Source organism: Amycolatopsis sp. NPDC003676 (genome assembly GCF_053587275.1).
The window spans coordinates 21,837-37,521 of sequence record NZ_JBSFNS010000010.1 but is presented as its reverse complement, the minus strand read 5'-3'; the positions used below and the strand labels follow the sequence as shown (position 1 = coordinate 37,521).

Here is a 15,685-nt window from a genome sequence, read left to right as displayed (position 1 = left end):
GGTGACCACGACAGCGCAGCGACCCAGCGGCGTAGGGGAGCCGGAGCCGGAACCGTTGGCTCCCGGCACCGTCCAGGTGGCCGTGATCGAAGACCACCCGCTTTACCGCCGGTCGGTGGAACGCGTCCTCATCGAAGCGCCGGACGTCGAACTGGGCGCGGTGGTCGACTCGGTCGCCCGCTTCCACGTCGCGCGCCAGCCGCCCGGCAGCGTCGTCCTCCTCGATCTCGGCCTGCCCGGCGTCGCCGGTGCGGCCGCGGTGCTCGAGGTCGCGGAGCTGGGCCATCACGTGCTGGTCGTGTCCGCGCAAGCCGAACCGGAGACGGTGCTCGCCGCGATCGCCGCCGGCGCCAAGGGATTCCTGTCGAAGGACGTCGACGTCGACGAACTGCTCATCGCCATCCGCGCGGTCGCGGGCGGCGGCGCGTACGTGTCGGCCGTCGTCGCGGGAATGATCATCAAGGACAACACCGACCGCCCGGTCACGCGGCCGGAAATGGAGCTGTCGCCGCGCGAAGTGCAGGTGCTGCGGCTCGTCGCGGCGGGGGAACGGGACGTCGACATCGCGCGGATCCTCGACATCGGCGTCCGCACCGTGCGCGGCTATCTCGACCGGATCCGCGACAAGACCGGCGAACGGCGGCGCCCCGGCCTCGTGAAGGAAGCGATCCGCCGCGGCCTGGTGGGGAAGGAAACACTGAGGTGAAAGCCGACGAGGGGCGGCGCCGGAGCGGACCCATCCAGGTCGGGGTGATCGAAGACCACCCGCTGTACCGGGACGCGGTAGCGCGCGTGCTGAACGAGGCGCCGGACATCGAACTGGTCGCGGTAGCCGACTCCGTGGCGCGGTTCGCGGTCCAGGACCAGCCGCCGGGCAGCGTGGTCGTGCTCGACCTGAAACTCCGCGGCGTCCAGGACGCGGCCGCGGTGCTCGAGGTGGGGCAGATGGGGCACAAGGTGCTCGTGGTGTCCGCACACGCGGAACAGCCCGAGGTCCTCGGCGCGATGCAGGCCGGTGCCAAGGGATTCCTGTCGAAGGACGTCGACGGGGACGAGCTGCTGCGCGCGATCCGGACCATCGCGGAGGACAACGCGTACGTCTCGCCTACTTTGGCCGGGATGATCATCCAGGACAGCGACGAACGGCACGCCGGGCCGAAGATCGTGCTGTCGGAGCGGGAAAAACAGGTCCTGCGCCTGGTGGCGGCGGGGGAGCGGGACGTCGACGTCGCGGAGATCCTGGACATCAGCGTCCGGACGGTGCGGTCCTATCTGGACCGGATCCGGGACAAGACGGGGGAGCGGCGCAGGGCGGGGTTCGTCCGGGTGGCGATCCGGGAAGGGTTGCTCCGCTGACCGCGAGAGAGCCGGTCCGGGCCTACGACTACGACGTCGCGGTCTCGTTCGCCGGAGAAGACCGCGAGTTCGTCGAGGCTGTCGTCCGCGAAGTGAACGACGCCGGGTACAAGGTGTTCTACGACCAGGACGAACAGGTTTCGCTCTGGGGCGAAGATCTGACCGAGTACCTGCCGAAGATTTACGAAGAACGCGCACGGTACGCCGTGATGTTCGTTTCCCGGCATTACGCGGCCAAACCGTGGACGAGGTTCGAGCGGCGAAGCGTGCTGTTGCGGGCGATCAATCAGCCGGAACCATATTTGCTTCCGGTGCGTTTGGACGCGACCCAGCTCGACGGCGTCCGGGACAGCATCAGTTACTTGGACGGGAACATCGTCGGGGCGAGCGGCATCGCGGGTGCGATCTGCGAGAAATTGGGCAGTGCCGCCGCGGTGGGCGGAGGCAGGTTCAACGGGTACGTTCCGCGCAACGAACACGAAGCCACGGTGCTGATCGGCGAACGACCGCCAGGCTGGGGATATCTGCTTTTCTCTTATGAACTGGTTCACGGGGTCGAGCGGCTGCACGACGCCTATCTCGATCATCGCATGGGCTTTTCCCATCCGGCCGAGTACGTGCCGGTCGAACAGGTTCAGGCGACCGTCCAACGGGAACTCGCGACAGTGATCAGCGTGACCAGGATTTTCGCCGCGGTGCTTTCTGCGGACGCGCACGCTTCCGCGTTCGCCGAAGGCGGGGATGTGCCTCGGATAATCCACATGGCAAGCCGCTACGTCGCCGTCTATGAGTCATTCCTGGACTGGTCCTACCGGCTCCGCGGCTACGCGACGGAGTCGGACGAAGTCCACGAAGTCTTCGCGGCGCTCGCCCGGTTCGCACACCAGCCCGTGGAGCGGTTGAGGTCTTTCGTGTACGAGTTCCGTGATCGCATGGACCCGCTGCACGGGCAACTGCTCAACGGCGAGGACGTCACGATCCGGCTGAACCTCCCGCTGGAAATCTCTCCCGAGGCGTCAGCCCAGTACGATCGCGCTTTCGAGGCGTTCGAACTGCACCTGCTGAGCTGACTCCCGGCTACAGCCGCCGATTCGCCAACGCCCCAGTAGCCGTTCGAGCCTTCCCGGCCACCTCCGGATCGACATCCACCACCAGCATCTCCACCCCGGCTCCAGCCTGCTCCGCCACGCGCCCGAACCCGTCCGCCACCAGCGAGTACCCGATCCCGGTCGGTGCCTTCGGATTGACCTCCACCCCGGTCACCGCAGGATCAGCCTGCCCGCAAGCCGCCACCCAGCAGCCCGAGTCCAGGGCACGCGCCCGCACCAGGACTTCCCACTGCTCCCGCTTCCCGGCCCCGGCGCCCCACGAAGCCGGAACCACCACCACGTCCGCCCCGTCGTCGGCCAGCCGCCGGAACAGCTCGGGGAACCGCAGGTCATAGCAGGTGGCGACGCCGAACACCGTCCCCTCCGCGGAGAACGTCACGACCTCCAACCCCGGCGCGACAGTGTCCGACTCCGCGAACCCGAACGCGTCGTACAGGTGGATCTTGTCGTACCCGAGATGCTGCCCCAGCCCGGTGACCAGCAGCGTGTTCCGCACCCGCCCGTTGTCCGCGGGCGTGAACATCCCCGCGATCACCAGCACGTCGTGCTCGGCCGCGACGGAAGCCACCGCTGACGCCCATGGGCCGTCCAGCTGCTGGGCCACCGGGGCGAGCGGGCGGCCGAAGCGGGCCATCGTCGCCTCCGGGAACACCACCACCCTGGCTCCGGCCGCCGCGGCGGCCTCCACGCCGGAGCGAACCGTTTTCAGGTTTTCTTCCGGGGCGTCGCCCGAGTTGAGCTGGCACAACGCGATCCGGGGCACACGAGCCTCCCTGGTCCGGGGACAGCGGGTCGACACCGAGTATCCCTGCCGGGACCGCGCGGGCCACCTCGTACCCTGGTGTCCATGTTGAACCGCACCGACCTGCGCGGGCAGGTCCCCTCCGCTGCCGAGCTCCGTGCCGCGCTTCCGCGCGCCGAGTACGACGTGGACGCGGCGCTGCATCATGTCCGGCCGGTGGTCGAGGCCGTGCGGGATCGCGGAGTCGAGGCGGTTCTCGAGTTCACCGAGCGGTTCGACAAGGTGCGCCCGGAGACGGTCCGGGTGCCCGCCGAGGAGCTGGCCAAGGCACTGTCCGAGCTGGACCCGCAGGTCCGCGCCGCGCTGGAGGAGTCCATCAAGCGCGCCCGGAAGGTGCACTCGGACCAGCGCCGCAAGGACGTCACGACGCAGGTCGTCCCCGGCGGCACGGTCACCGAGCGCTGGGTGCCGGTCGACCGCGTCGGCCTGTACGCGCCGGGCGGGCTGGCGGTGTACCCGTCGACCGTGGTGATGAACGTCGTTCCGGCGCAGCTGGCCGGCGTGCGCTCGCTGGTCGTGTGCTCGCCGCCGCAGGCCGCGTTCGGCGGTCGGCCGCACCCGACGATCCTGGCCGCGGCCGCGCTGCTCGGCGTGGACGAGGTCTGGGCGGTCGGCGGCGCGCAGGCGGTCGCGCTGGTCGCGTACGGCGGCGTCGACACCGACGGCGCCGAGCTGGCCCCGGTCGACATCGTCACCGGACCGGGCAACATCTACCTCACCGCGGCCAAGCGCCTGGTCCGCGGCGTGATCGGCATCGACTCCGAGGCCGGTCCCACCGAGATCGCGATCCTCGCCGACGAGACGGCCGACCCGGCGCACGTCGCCGCGGACCTGATCAGCCAGGCCGAGCACGACCCGCTGGCCGCGAGCGTCCTGGTGACCACCTCCGAGGAGCTGGCCGACGCCGTAGACCGCGAGCTGGCGAAGCGGGCAGCCGCGACGAAGCACTCCGAGCGCGTCGGCCAGGCGCTGGGCGGCAAGCAGTCCGGCATCATCCTGGTGTCCACTGTGGACGACGGCTTGCGCGTGGTGGACGCGTACGCCGCCGAGCACCTGGAAATCCAGACCGCGAACGCTCGCGAAGTGGCTGCCCGGGTGCGCAACGCCGGGGCGATTTTCGTCGGCGCGTACGCCCCGGTTTCGCTGGGCGACTACTGCGCGGGCTCGAACCACGTGCTGCCCACCGGCGGGTTCGCGCGGCACTCCTCGGGCCTGTCGGTGCAGAGCTTCCTGAAGGGGATCCACGTCGTGGACTACTCCGAGGACGCCCTGCGCGAAATCGCTCCCCGTGTCGTCTCGCTCGCGAACGCCGAAGACCTGCCCGCCCACGGCGAAGCCGTCACCGCACGTTTCGAAGGAGACGGCCGATGAACGAAGCCATCCCCGGCGGCGAGGTCACCCTCGCCGAACTCCCGCTGCGCGAGGACCTGCGGGGCCGCACCCCGTACGGCGCGCCGCAGCTGGACGTCCCGATCCGGCTCAACACCAACGAAAACCCGTACCCGCCGCCGCCCGAGCTGGTCGACGACGTCGCCGAGGCCGTCCGTGCCGAAGCCGCGTCGCTGCACCGGTACCCGGACCGCGACGCGGTGGCGCTGCGCACCGATCTGGCGGACTACCTGACGGTGTCCACGCGAGTGGTGCTGTCCGAATCCAACGTCTGGGCGGCGAACGGGTCGAACGAGATCCTGCAGCAGATCCTGCAGGCTTTCGGCGGCCCCGGCCGCACCGCGCTGGGCTTCGAACCGTCGTACTCGATGCACCCGATCATCGCGACCGGCACGCGCACCGACTGGCTGCCGGTGCCGCGCCGCGCGGACTTCTCGCTCGACACCGCGCGGGCGGCGGAAGCGGTCGCCGAGCGCAAGCCGGACATCGTCTTCGTGACGAGCCCGAACAACCCGACCGGCGGGTCGATCCCGCTGGACCAGCTGCGCGGCGTGCTCGACGCGGCTCCCGGGATCGTCGTGGTGGACGAGGCGTACGCGGAGTTTTCCTCGCAGGCCAGCGCGATCGAGCTGATCGCGGAGTACCCGGCGAAGCTGATCGTTTCGCGCACGATGAGCAAGGCGTTCGCCTTCGCCGGCGGACGGCTCGGCTACCTCGCCGCCGCACCGGCCATTGTGGACGCACTGCAGCTCGTCCGCTTGCCGTACCACCTTTCCAAGGTCACCCAGGCGGCCGCCCGAGCCGCCCTCCGGCACGCCGACGCCACCCTCGCGTCGGTGCACCGGCTCTCCGCCGAACGCGACCGCGTCGTGGAAGCCTTGCTGGGCTTGGGTTTCACCCCGGTGCCGAGCGACGCCAACTTCGTCCTTTTCGGACAGTTCAGCGACGCGCCGGCCAGCTGGCAGTCCTATTTGGACCACGGCGTGCTGATCCGGGACGTGGGCATCGAGGGGCACCTGCGGGTGACCATCGGCACCCCGGAAGAGAACGACGCTTTCCTCGAAGCGAGTAAGGAAGTCAAGCGATGAGCCGCGTCGGCAAAATAGAGCGCACCACCAAGGAGTCGTCCATCCTGGTCCAGTTGGACCTCGACGGGACCGGCCAGGTGGAGATCGCCACTGGTGTGCCGTTCTACGACCACATGCTCACCGCGTTCGGTGTGCACGGCTCGCTGGACCTGAAGGTCGAGGCGACCGGCGACGTCCACATCGACGCCCACCACACCGTCGAAGACACCGCGATCGTGCTCGGCCAGGCGCTGCGCCAGGCCCTGGGCGACAAGAGCGGCATCCGCCGCTTCGGCGACGCGTGGATCCCGATGGACGAAACCCTCGCCCACGCCGCGATCGACGTCTCCGGCCGCCCGTACTGCGTGCACGTGGGGGAGCCGGAGGAGTACAACACGTTCACCATCGGCAACAACTACCCCTTCGTCCTGACCCGGCACGTGTTCGACTCGCTGGCGTTCCACGCGCAGATCGCCCTGCACGTCCGGGTCATCCACGGCCGCGACCCGCACCACATCGCGGAAGCGGAGTACAAGGCCGTGGCGCGGGCCCTGCGGGCGGCGACGGAACCGGATCCTCGGGCTGGCGGGATTCCGTCCACGAAGGGCGTGCTTTAACGGCTAAGTCCGTGAGGGGAACCCTGAGGGAATCAGATTCCCTCAGGGTTCCCCTCACGACCGCAGTTTCCGGCATTGGCGGGTTTACACGCGGAACACCGTGCGCGGCGCGGCATAGGCCACTGGCCCGGGAAAGTGTTCCGCCGCAAGGCGAACCGCGTCGCGGGCGGTGACTGTGTGGCCGAGATGCGTGAGCACCAGCCGTGCGGCTCCGGCAGCCGCGCGGCCTGCTTCTGCCGGAGTCAGGTGTTCCGCGGACGGTTCGATGCTGTCCGCCTCGCACAAGAACAGATCCGTCCCCTCCGCCAACGTCGACAGCGCTTCGCACGGGCCGGTATCCCCGGAGTACGCGAAAGTCCGCTCCCCGTCAGTGATCCGCACCCCGAACGCCGGGAACCCGTGCGACACAGCCACCGTCTCCAGTCGCAGGCCGCCGACCCGGGTGCGATGTCCGTCGTGCAGTTCCCGGACGGCGAACGCCTCCTCGATCGGCGCGCGGCCGGTGTTGCTCAGAAACGCGGAGATCCGCGCCGCGGTCCCCGGCGGGCCGTAGAGCGGGATCGGCCGTCGCAGGCGCAGATCAGCGAACAACAGGGCGTACACCGCCGGTAACAGATCCGCGACGTGGTCCGCGTGCAGATGCGAGATCCAGATCGCGTCCAGCTCCGCCGGCGAGACGTGTTCCTGCAGGGCAGCGAGGGTGCCGGGCCCGGCGTCGAGCCAGATCGCGGTGTCCTCGTGGCGCACCAGGTACCCGGAGCACGGAGCGTCCGGGCGCGGGTATGGCGTCGCACTGCCCAGTACCGTCACGGTGAAGGCCATGTGGCACGCTAACCCCTGTGAGCAAAGAGCTGATCGCGGTCCTGCTGCTGGCCCTCGGCGGCTTCCTGGCCGGCGGGGTCTACTCGCTGTGGAAGACCGCGAAGTTCTTCGCCGTGGTGCTGGGCATCGCGGCAGTGCTGGCGATCGGCGGGGCCATCGCCTGGCTCGTCAGCTGACTGGCCCAGACCTTCTCGCGCCTGCCCCGCGCTTCTCCGCGACTGACGCGGCTCCGCACCGGATGCCCGTGTCTCCACGACTAACGCGCACCCCTGCACCTAACGCGGGCTTTCCCGCGACTCTTCGCACTTGTGGCGGCTCTTCCCGCAGCGAACGTGCACGTCTCCGCGGCTGACGCGGGCCATGTACGCAACGAACGTGCGGCTCTCCGCACCTGGCCGGGTTTTCTCTGCGGCTAACGCGCGGTTCTCCGCATCTGACGCGGACACTGCACGCGCTGGACGTGGCCCGCCGCCGGGACGTGGCCCGCCGATGGACGTGCGGCTCTCCGTGCCCGACTCGGGCTCTTCCCACGGCGAACGCGTGGTTCTCCGCACCTGACGCGGACATTGCACGCGCCGGACGTGGCCCGCACCGGACAGGGCCTCGCGGCGAACGTGGCCCCGCGGCGAACGTGGCCCCGCGACGAACATGGCCCCGCGACGGACGTGGCCCCGTGGCGAACGTGGCCCGTGGCGAACATGGCCCCTCGCCGGACGTGGCCCCGTGGCGAACGTGGCCCCGCGCCGGATGTGGCCCCGCGACGAACGTGCGGATCTCCGTGCCCAACGCGAGCTCTCCCCACGACGAACGCGCGGTTCTCCACGCCTGACACGGGCCCTCCCCACCGCCAATGCCCGCCCTCCCCGCGAACTAACCCCAGCTTCCCCCTAACGACCGCGAGCCCTCCAACGACCTACGATTCCAACGGCTGATAAATGCACTCCGCCAACGTCGCGTGCTTCTTCCACCCCAACGTCTCGTACAACGCCCGCCCAGCATCGGTGGCCCCGAGAACGCCAAGCACCGCACCGTCCGAGACCGCACGATCGGCCAGCGTGCGCATCACGAAACCGCCCAGTCCGCGTCGCCGGTGGGTCTCCTCGGTCACCACCCGGTCGACGATCACCGCATCGCCGACCCTCGCCATCTGGCCCTTCGCCGCCTGCTCGCCCGACGCGTCCAGCACCCGGAGGAACGTGACGGCTCCGCTGATCTCCGCCGTCACGGTGTAGCCCTCCGGCGCGACCGGGTTCGTCGCCAGCAGATCCGTCGCCATCAGATGGCCGGTTTCCTGCCGGGCGACGATCCAGCCCTCCGGCATCCACGGCTCGAGAGTCTCGGGTTCGGCGGGCGTTTTCAGCCACGTCCGAGGTTCGCTGACCGCGCCCGCGGCTGCGCGGACCAGCGATTCCTCAGCCACCGGCAGGACGTGCCTGCCGACCTCCGCGGGATTGTCCGGGACCTCGACGAAAAGCCCCCATGGCTTCTCGACCGGCGGCGGTGTCTGCCGCGACAACGCCCATCCCGCTACCCACGTCCGCACCGTGTCTTCGATCATGAAACCAGGGTACGAACCACCACCGACAAAAATCCGGCAAAAGGTCAGACGCGCGTGAGTTCGCGTTCGTCGTCGCCGGGAGTGCCGAGCTCGCGGACCAGGCCCTCGCCCTCGACGTCGACGTTCGGCAGGATCCGGTCCAGCCACTTCGGCAGCCACCACGCGCCGCGCCCGAGCAGGGACATCACCGCGGGCACGATGGTCATCCGGATCACGAACGCGTCCACCAGCACCCCGAAGGCCAGCGCGAACCCGATCGACTGGATCAGCGTCGACTCGGCCAGCACGAACCCGGCGAACACCGAGATCATGATCAGCGCGGCCGCCACGACGACCCGCGCGCCGTGCCGGAACCCGGTCACCATCGCTTCCTGCGGTTCGGCCCCGTGCACGTGTTCCTCGCGCATCCGGGTCACCAGGAACACCTGGTAGTCCATGGCGAGTCCGAACAGGACGCCGATGAGCAGGATCGGCAGCATGCTCATGATCGGGCCGGTCGAGGCGACGCCGAGCAGGTCGGTGAGCCAGCCCCACTGGAACACCGCGACGACCGCGCCGAACGTCGCGACCACCGAGCCGAGGAACCCGAGCGTCGCCTTCAGCGGCACCACGACCGACCGGAACACCAGCATCAGCAACAGGAACGCCAGCCCGACGATCAGCGCGAGATAGGGCAGCATCGCGTCGGACAGCTTCTGCGAGACGTCGATGTTGGCCGCGGTCTGGCCGGTCACCGCGAGGCTGCCGCCGGTGTTTTCCTGCAGCGGCGCGGATTGCGCGCGGATCGCCGACACGAGGTCCTCGGTCTGCGTGCTGCTCGGGCCGCTCTTCGGGATCACGGTGAGCACGGCGGTGTCCCCAGCGGGATTGACCTTCGGCGGCGTCACCGCGGCGACGTCCGGCAGCTTGCCGATGTCCGCGGCGGCCTGCTTCAGCGCCTCGGGATTGTGGTTCGGGCCGGTGTCGACGACGACCAGCAGCGGTCCGTTCGCGCCCTCGCCGAAGCCCTTGCTGACCAGGTCGTACGCCTTGCGCTGCGTGGTGTCCGGCGCGGCAGTCGAGTCGTTGGGCAGGCCGAGCTGCATGCTCAGCGCGGGAATCGCGACGACCGCCAGACCCACCAGAGCAGCCAGCAGGACCGGAACCCGGTGCCGCGCAACGAAACGCGCCCAGCGTTCGCCGTGCGTCGGGCCCTCGGTGCGACGGCGTACGCGGATCTTGTTGCTACCGACGCGAGCGCCAGCGAAACCGAGCACGGCGGGCAGCAGCGTCAGCGCGATCAGCACGGCCACCACGACAGTCGCCGCAGCGGCAACGCCCATCTGGCCCAGGAACGGAATGCCCACGACAGTGAGCCCGGCGAGCGCGATGATCACGGTGAGCCCGGCGAACACCACGGCAGAACCCGCGGTGCCGACAGCCCGACCGGCGGCTTCCTCAGGTTCGCGGCCTTCGGCTAGCTCGTGCCGGTAACGGGAGACGATGAAGAGCGCGTAGTCGATGCCGACCGCGAGCCCGATCATCAACGCCAGCACCGGAGTATTGGAGTTCAGCTCCATCGAACCCGACGCCAGCATGATGCCCGCCATCCCGACGCTGACCCCGATCAACGCGGTCAGCAACGGAATCCCGGCGGCCAGCAGCGAACCGAAAGTGATGATCAGGACGACCGCCGCGACCGCGACGCCGAGCCCTTCGGTGGCTCCGGTCGCCGGGATGCCCTGCACCGCGTCGCCGCCGTACTCGACCTGATATCCCAGCTGCTTCGCGTGATCGCCGGTCGCGAGCAGCGCCTGACGGTCGCTGTCGCTGAGCTCGAAACCCTTGACCTGGTAGCTCACCTGCGCGAGCGCGACCCGGCCGTCCGGAGAAACCGACTTGGCCTGGAACGGGTCGACGACCCCGGCCACCTTCGGCGCGGACTTCAGCTTGCCGACCACGCCCTCGACGGCTGCCTGGCCCGCCGGGTCGGTGATCTTCTGCCCGTCCGGCGCGGCGATCGCGACGCGCGCGGTGCCGCCGCCCGCCGCGGCCTGCGGGAAGTGCTCGGCCAGCCGGTCGATCGCCTGCTGCGATTCGGTGCCGGGAATGGTCACCGAATCCGACAGCTTGCCCGACAGCGTGAGCGCGCCCGCGCCCAACGCCATGAGGACAAGCGCCCAGACCGCCGCCACGAGGGCCCGGCGGCGGAACGACAGCCTGCCGAGCCGGTACAGGAAGGGTGCCACGAGTCGTCTCCGTTTCGCGCCCGAAGAAGCGGGCTCTCCGCACTGGAATCGCCCTTTCGAAGCTAGCCGTTCGGCAAGGAGCTGCCAAGCCGATCGGCTAGGATGTGACTAGCCGCACGGCAAGTGTCGGGCTAGTCGCTCGGCTAGTATCATGATGTGCTGCGGAGCAGCGCACTCCGCTTGAGGAGGAGGGCGCGATGACGACCGTCGAACCGGTCGCGGACACCCGCACCAGGCTGCTCGCCACTGCGCTGCGGCTGTTCGCCGAGCACGGCGTGGAGGGCACGTCGCTGCAGATGATCGCCGACGAGCTGGGCGTCACGAAGGCCGCGGTGTACTACCACTTCAAGACGAAGTCGGAGATCACCGAGGCGGTCGCGGAGCCGGGCATCCGGGAGCTGGACCAGCTGGTCGTCGAGGCCGCGAAGCATCCTCGGCACGGCGCGCGGGTGGACCATCTGCTGGACGGTTTCGTCGATCTCGTGGTGCGGCACCGGGTGCTGGTCGCGCTGTTCTCCAGCGACCCGGGCATCGACGCGGCGCTCGCGAAATCGGCGCACGGCGTCGAAGGGTTCAAACAGGCGCTGATCTCGATCGTGGCCGGCGGGCCGGAGCTGGACGTGACCGCTCGCGTGACGGCGATCGTGGCGTTCACCGGCATCGCGATGGCGGGCGGAGCTCCCGACCTGGCCGAGGTGGACGACGAAACCCTGCGCCGGGAATTGGTGCGGGTGGGCAGGCGGCTGCTGGGCAGGCCGCGCCGCCGGGTCTGCTGAGCATTTCTCGAATTCTGAGAAGTCTGTTGCACTATTTGGGAACCTGCTCCTAATCTCGAAGCATGCCTTCGGAAAGCAGCTACGGGCAGGGGCACGCGGAAAGCGTCGTACGCTCACAACATTGGCGCACCGTCGACAATTCGGCGGCCTACCTCGCGCCGGAGCTGCTTCCCGGGCGGAGCGTGTTGGACGTCGGCTGCGGTCCTGGGACGATCACGGTGGACATCGCCCGCCGAGTTGCCCCTGGCGAGGTGCTCGGCATCGATTTGTCGGAAGCCGTTCTCGAGCAGGCACGAGCGCACGCGGAACGCGAGGGCGTGTCCAATGTCCGGTTCGAGCGCGCCGACATCACGACGGCCCCGGAACTCGGCCGATTCGACGTCGTGCACGCCCACCAGGTGCTGCTGCACCTGACCGAACCGGTGGAAGCGCTGCGGCACATGCTGGCGCTGGCCAAGCCCGGCGGTGTCGTCGCCGCCCGCGACACCGACTACGCCGCCGCGTTCTGGTGGCCCGCGGACTCGCGACTGGACCGCTGGCTGGAGGTCTACCGCGCGGTCGCGCACGGCAACGGTTCCGAGCCCGACGCCGGACGGCGATTGATGGCCTGGGCACACGCCGCGGGCGCTCGCGACGTCAAGCCGAGTGCCTCCATCTGGTGCCATTCCACGCCGGAGGAACGAGCGTGGTGGGGCGGCATGTGGGCGGACCGGATCCTGGACTCCAAGATCGCCGAGCAGGCTGTCGCGGGCGGGTACGCGGCCGCCGAAGACCTCCGCGAGATCTCCGAAGCGTGGCGGGCGTGGGCGGCGGATCCGGACGGCTGGTTCTCGATTCCGCACGGGGAAATCCTGTGCCGCGTCACCGAAACCGGCTGAAGCGGCGGAAATGTTCGTGGGGCTCTCGTAAAAGTACGTGAGGGGAACCCTGAGGGAATCAGATTCCCTCAGGGTTCCCCTCAATTACCCTCGCTGGGGCGGATTACGGCAGCCGGGAGTCCTTCAGCGCTTCGGCCGCGCGCAGTTCCTCGGTGCTCAACTGATCCGCGGAAACCCGGACGACGGAGCGGAAACGGCGGCACACCGGGCAGCGCTGCAACCGACGGTCGCCGAGCCGGATCGCCTTGAACGACACGAGCGGGAGCCAGATCGTGGAGAAATAGTGGCCCTGGCTGCACCGGACGATCGTGTACTCCGGCATGGCCACCTCCTCCGTCGCGACGGACTCAGTATGCGCTACTCAGCCAGAAACTCCGCCGGAACCGCCGAAGTAAGCCACACCCCGTTGTCGCTCACCTGAAACGCGTGCCCGCGCGCGGCCATCTCCCCGGCCGCGACCGTCAGCACCACCGGTTTCCCGTGCCGCGACCCGACTTTCCACGCCGTTTCGCGCGTCGCCGACAAATGCACCGCGTGCCGTTTCATCGGGCGCAGACCCTCCGCCCAGATCGACGGCAGGAATCGCGTCGCCGTGCCGTGGAAGAGGATTTCCGGTGGCACGGCGTCGGACAGCGCCAGATCCACGCTGACGCTGTGCCCCTGGCTCGCACGGATCAACGTCCCCGTCTCGTCGAAGGCGAACCGCTGTTTCGCGCAGTTCGCGACGACCTCGTCCAGCTCGGCGCGGCTCACCGGGAACTGGTGCCGGGCCAGTGCCGCCAGCAGCTCGGCGACCGGGACCCAGCCGCCGGGGGAGAGGGTGAGGCCGAGTCCACCGGGATCGTGGCGCAGGTGCCGGGACAGTCGTTTCGATACCCGGGTTCGATATTTCTCGTTCATTGCAACCCGAAGTAACCCACACTGACGCCCTGGCGCGCAACGGAATTCAGATGCCGCCCTCCATGACCGGGCGCAGTTTGCTGGCGCCGGGGCCGAAGCGGGCGAGTTCGTCGTCCGCGTTGTACAGGCCGCAGCTGCGCAGCGACAGGCAACCGCAGCCGACGCATCCGGTCAGCCGGTCGCGCAGCCGCTGCAGCGCGTCGATCCGGGCGTCGAGTTCGGTCTGCCATTCGCGCGACAGCCGCGCCCAGTCCGCCTTCGTGGGCGCGTGGTCCGCGGGGAGCGTCTCCAGCGCCGCGCTGATGTCCTCCAGCGACAGCCCGACCCGCTGCGCGGCGCGGATGAACGCGATCCGCCGCAGCACCGAGCGCGCGTAGCGGCGCTGGTTGCCCGCCGAGCGCTCGGACGTGATCAGACCGCGCTCCTCGTAGAACCGCAGCGCCGTGTGCGGGACTCCGCTGCGTTCCGCGACCTGCCCGATGCTCAGCTTGTCCGCCAACCTCGTCATTGCTTCAGGTTAGCGCTTGACCTTCAGTTTGGTCGAGGTTGCATGGTCGAGGACATGACCACGACGACGCACGAGCCGGGCTACGCGGACCTGCCCCGGCTGATCTCGCTGATGACCGGCGACGACAAACACCACGCGGCCGCGGAGTCCACAGTGGACGTCCTGTGGGTGCTGTTCGACCGCGTCCTCCGCCTCGGCCCGGAGACCGCCCGCCAGCCCGGGCGCGACCGGTTCCTGCTGTCCAAGGGGCACGGGCCGATGGCGTACTACGCGGTGCTCGTCGCGAAAGGCTGGCTGGACGAGGACGAACTCGCCGACTGGAGTTCGGCGCGTTCGCGGCTCGGCCATCATCCCGACCGCATGCGCGCGCCCGGCGTCGAAATCTCCAGCGGTTCGCTCGGGCACGGCCTGCCGATCGCCATCGGCACCGCGCTCGGCCTGCGCGCCCGCCGGTTCAGCTCGCGCATCGTCACGCTGATCGGCGACGCCGAACTCGACGAGGGTTCCAACCACGAGGCGATCGTCGTCGCCGCGCGGCTCGGGCTCGACAAGCTGACCACCGTGGTCATCGACAACCAGTCCTCGTCCCACGGCTGGCCAGGCGGCATCGCACGCCGCTTCGAAACGGAAGGCTGGGCCGTGCGAACGGTGTCCGGTCGCGACCACGAAGCGCTGTACGACGCGTTCACCACCCCTCATCCCGGACGGCCGCTCGCGGTCGTCGCCGTCGTGGAACCGAAAGGCGCGCACTGATGCCGAACATGCGGGAAACCTTCCTGTCCACCGCGGAAGAAATCATCACCACCGACCCGGACGTGGCGGTCGTCCTCGCCGACATCTCGGCCGCGTCGCTCGCCGAGGCCGCGCGACGGCATCCGGACCGGGTGATCAATGTCGGGATCCGCGAGCAGTTGCTCGTGAGCACCGGCGCCGGCCTCGCGCTCGCCGGGTTGCGGCCAATTGTCCATACATTCAACGCGTTCCTCGTGGAGCGCGCGTTCGAACAGATCAAATTGGATCTCAGCCACCAGGAACTCGGCGCGGTGCTGGTGTCGTACGGCGCTTCCTACGACATGCCGATGGAAGGCCGCACGCATCAGGCTCCCGGCGACGTCGCGCTGATCGATTCCCTGCCCGGCTGGTACGTGCACGTTCCCGGCCATCCCGAGGAAGCGCGGCGGCTGCTGCTCGATTCGGTGCCGGGGGACAGCCGGACGTACCTGCGCCTGTCCGCGCAGGAGAATTCCGTGCCGCATCTCGGCGTCGGCTTGCAGACGATCCGCACCGGCACGCGCGGCGTGGTGATCGCGGTCGGCCCGATGCTGGACCGGGTGCTGGAAGCGGCCGAGGGCATGGACGTGACGGTGCTCTACACCTCGACGGTGCGTCCGTTCGACGCCGAGGGACTGCGTGCCGCGGTGACCGACGTCGCCGATGTGGCGTTGGTGGAGCCGTATCTCAAGGGAACGTCCGCGCATTGCGTCGCCGACGCGCTGGCCGACCGGCCGCACCGGCTGCTGAACCTCGGCACCCGGCGGGACACCGAGGTGCGGATCTACGGCACGCTCGCCGACCACGATCTCGTGCACGGGCTCGACGCCGGTTCGATCGCGTTGTCCCTCAAGGAATTTTTCACCGGATAAAGCGGGATTCCGGCAGCGGGCAACCGCTCGCG

At 69.3% G+C, this 15,685-nt stretch carries 18 protein-coding genes; 11 read left to right on the top strand and 7 right to left on the bottom strand.

The features are described 5' to 3' along the window. Positions 1-55 precede the first annotated feature (55 nt). From ACWDNU_RS08735 to ACWDNU_RS08725, 3 genes are read left to right on the top strand one after another with little or no spacing between them, the layout of a single operon-like run. Positions 56-706: a response regulator gene (locus ACWDNU_RS08735; protein ID WP_370940528.1), complete on the top strand. Its 651-nt coding sequence runs from the start codon at positions 56-58 to the stop codon at positions 704-706. After that, the gene (locus tag ACWDNU_RS08730; RefSeq protein ID WP_116202251.1) at positions 703-1,356 is read left to right on the top strand and encodes a response regulator; all 654 of its coding nucleotides are present in this window, start codon (positions 703-705) and stop codon (positions 1,354-1,356) included. Before ACWDNU_RS08735 ends, ACWDNU_RS08730 begins: the two co-directional genes overlap by 4 nt. Continuing rightward, positions 1,353-2,426 carry a TIR domain-containing protein gene (locus ACWDNU_RS08725; protein WP_449668425.1) on the top strand — a complete coding sequence of 358 codons (1,074 nt, stop codon included), beginning with the start codon at positions 1,353-1,355 and terminating at the stop codon, positions 2,424-2,426. Before ACWDNU_RS08730 ends, ACWDNU_RS08725 begins: the two co-directional genes overlap by 4 nt. Positions 2,427-2,433: 7 nt before the next feature. Here the strand turns inward: ACWDNU_RS08725 and ACWDNU_RS08720 are convergent, their stop codons facing one another. Further along, a complete protein-coding gene (locus ACWDNU_RS08720) occupies positions 2,434-3,228 on the bottom strand; it encodes a carbon-nitrogen hydrolase family protein (protein WP_449668340.1) in 795 nt (264 codons plus the stop codon). Between the two features lie 84 nt (positions 3,229-3,312). Between ACWDNU_RS08720 and hisD the strand changes: the two genes are divergently transcribed. The 3 genes from hisD to hisB are packed head-to-tail and all read left to right on the top strand — an operon-like array spanning position 3,313 to position 6,340. Continuing rightward, a complete protein-coding gene (gene hisD / locus ACWDNU_RS08715; protein ID WP_449668339.1) occupies positions 3,313-4,638 on the top strand; it encodes a histidinol dehydrogenase in 1,326 nt (441 codons plus the stop codon). After that, a complete protein-coding gene (locus ACWDNU_RS08710; protein WP_449668338.1) occupies positions 4,635-5,744 on the top strand; it encodes a histidinol-phosphate transaminase in 1,110 nt (369 codons plus the stop codon). Before hisD ends, ACWDNU_RS08710 begins: the two co-directional genes overlap by 4 nt. Beyond that, positions 5,741-6,340, top strand: coding sequence for an imidazoleglycerol-phosphate dehydratase HisB (gene hisB / locus ACWDNU_RS08705; RefSeq protein ID WP_370939187.1), 600 nt, complete (start codon positions 5,741-5,743; stop codon positions 6,338-6,340). Before ACWDNU_RS08710 ends, hisB begins: the two co-directional genes overlap by 4 nt. Positions 6,341-6,424: 84 nt before the next feature. Here hisB and ACWDNU_RS08700 read toward each other — a convergent pair whose 3' ends face one another. Then, entirely contained in the window at positions 6,425-7,162 is a 738-nt protein-coding gene (locus tag ACWDNU_RS08700) for an MBL fold metallo-hydrolase (protein WP_449668337.1), read from the bottom strand. Between the two features lie 17 nt (positions 7,163-7,179). On the opposite strand from ACWDNU_RS08700, the gene ACWDNU_RS08695 reads away from it, so the two are divergent. Beyond that, positions 7,180-7,338, top strand: coding sequence for a hypothetical protein (locus ACWDNU_RS08695; RefSeq protein ID WP_162836028.1), 159 nt, complete (start codon positions 7,180-7,182; stop codon positions 7,336-7,338). A 737-nt stretch (positions 7,339-8,075) separates the two neighbouring features. On the opposite strand, the gene ACWDNU_RS08690 is transcribed toward ACWDNU_RS08695, so the two are convergent. Further along, complete coding sequence (locus ACWDNU_RS08690) at positions 8,076-8,720, bottom strand: GNAT family N-acetyltransferase (protein WP_449668336.1); 645 nt, start codon at positions 8,718-8,720, stop codon at positions 8,076-8,078. A 44-nt stretch (positions 8,721-8,764) separates the two neighbouring features. After that, a complete protein-coding gene (locus tag ACWDNU_RS08685; protein WP_449668335.1) occupies positions 8,765-10,948 on the bottom strand; it encodes an MMPL family transporter in 2,184 nt (727 codons plus the stop codon). Positions 10,949-11,145: 197 nt separating this feature from the next. Between ACWDNU_RS08685 and ACWDNU_RS08680 the strand changes: the two genes are divergently transcribed. Continuing rightward, entirely contained in the window at positions 11,146-11,724 is a 579-nt protein-coding gene (locus ACWDNU_RS08680) for a TetR/AcrR family transcriptional regulator (protein WP_370939182.1), read from the top strand. A gap of 62 nt (positions 11,725-11,786) precedes the next feature. Next, on the top strand, positions 11,787-12,602 hold the full coding sequence (locus ACWDNU_RS08675; RefSeq protein WP_449668334.1) for a class I SAM-dependent methyltransferase: 816 nt from the start codon (positions 11,787-11,789) through the stop codon (positions 12,600-12,602). A 103-nt stretch (positions 12,603-12,705) separates the two neighbouring features. Here the strand turns inward: ACWDNU_RS08675 and ACWDNU_RS08670 are convergent, their stop codons facing one another. From ACWDNU_RS08670 to soxR, 3 genes are read right to left on the bottom strand one after another with little or no spacing between them, the layout of a single operon-like run. Further along, positions 12,706-12,924 carry a hypothetical protein gene (locus ACWDNU_RS08670; RefSeq protein ID WP_449668333.1) on the bottom strand — a complete coding sequence of 73 codons (219 nt, stop codon included), beginning with the start codon at positions 12,922-12,924 and terminating at the stop codon, positions 12,706-12,708. 35 nt (positions 12,925-12,959) lie between these two features. Next, a complete protein-coding gene (locus ACWDNU_RS08665) occupies positions 12,960-13,502 on the bottom strand; it encodes an RNA 2'-phosphotransferase (RefSeq protein WP_449668332.1) in 543 nt (180 codons plus the stop codon). A 46-nt stretch (positions 13,503-13,548) separates the two neighbouring features. Beyond that, positions 13,549-14,010, bottom strand: a complete 462-nt coding sequence (gene soxR / locus ACWDNU_RS08660) for a redox-sensitive transcriptional activator SoxR (protein ID WP_370939178.1) — start codon at positions 14,008-14,010, stop codon at positions 13,549-13,551. A 54-nt stretch (positions 14,011-14,064) separates the two neighbouring features. Here soxR and ACWDNU_RS08655 point away from each other — a divergent pair, with 54 nt between their 5' ends. Next, positions 14,065-14,763, top strand: a complete 699-nt coding sequence (locus tag ACWDNU_RS08655; RefSeq protein ID WP_449668331.1) for a thiamine pyrophosphate-dependent enzyme — start codon at positions 14,065-14,067, stop codon at positions 14,761-14,763. Further along, complete coding sequence (locus ACWDNU_RS08650) at positions 14,763-15,653, top strand: transketolase family protein (RefSeq protein WP_449668330.1); 891 nt, start codon at positions 14,763-14,765, stop codon at positions 15,651-15,653. Before ACWDNU_RS08655 ends, ACWDNU_RS08650 begins: the two co-directional genes overlap by 1 nt. Positions 15,654-15,685 lie beyond the last annotated feature (32 nt).

Coding starts and splice junctions, on each gene's coding strand:
- ACWDNU_RS08655 (WP_449668331.1), top strand. CDS start 14,065: ATGACCACGACGACGCACGAGCCGGGCTACGCGGACCTGCCCCGGCTG.
- hisD (WP_449668339.1), top strand. CDS start 3,313: ATGTTGAACCGCACCGACCTGCGCGGGCAGGTCCCCTCCGCTGCCGAG.
- ACWDNU_RS08700 (WP_449668337.1), bottom strand. CDS start 7,162: ATGGCCTTCACCGTGACGGTACTGGGCAGTGCGACGCCATACCCGCGC.
- ACWDNU_RS08710 (WP_449668338.1), top strand. CDS start 4,635: ATGAACGAAGCCATCCCCGGCGGCGAGGTCACCCTCGCCGAACTCCCG.
- hisB (WP_370939187.1), top strand. CDS start 5,741: ATGAGCCGCGTCGGCAAAATAGAGCGCACCACCAAGGAGTCGTCCATC.
- ACWDNU_RS08665 (WP_449668332.1), bottom strand. CDS start 13,502: ATGAACGAGAAATATCGAACCCGGGTATCGAAACGACTGTCCCGGCAC.
- ACWDNU_RS08650 (WP_449668330.1), top strand. CDS start 14,763: ATGCCGAACATGCGGGAAACCTTCCTGTCCACCGCGGAAGAAATCATC.
- ACWDNU_RS08680 (WP_370939182.1), top strand. CDS start 11,146: ATGACGACCGTCGAACCGGTCGCGGACACCCGCACCAGGCTGCTCGCC.
- ACWDNU_RS08675 (WP_449668334.1), top strand. CDS start 11,787: ATGCCTTCGGAAAGCAGCTACGGGCAGGGGCACGCGGAAAGCGTCGTA.
- ACWDNU_RS08690 (WP_449668336.1), bottom strand. CDS start 8,720: ATGATCGAAGACACGGTGCGGACGTGGGTAGCGGGATGGGCGTTGTCG.
- soxR (WP_370939178.1), bottom strand. CDS start 14,010: ATGACGAGGTTGGCGGACAAGCTGAGCATCGGGCAGGTCGCGGAACGC.
- ACWDNU_RS08670 (WP_449668333.1), bottom strand. CDS start 12,924: ATGCCGGAGTACACGATCGTCCGGTGCAGCCAGGGCCACTATTTCTCC.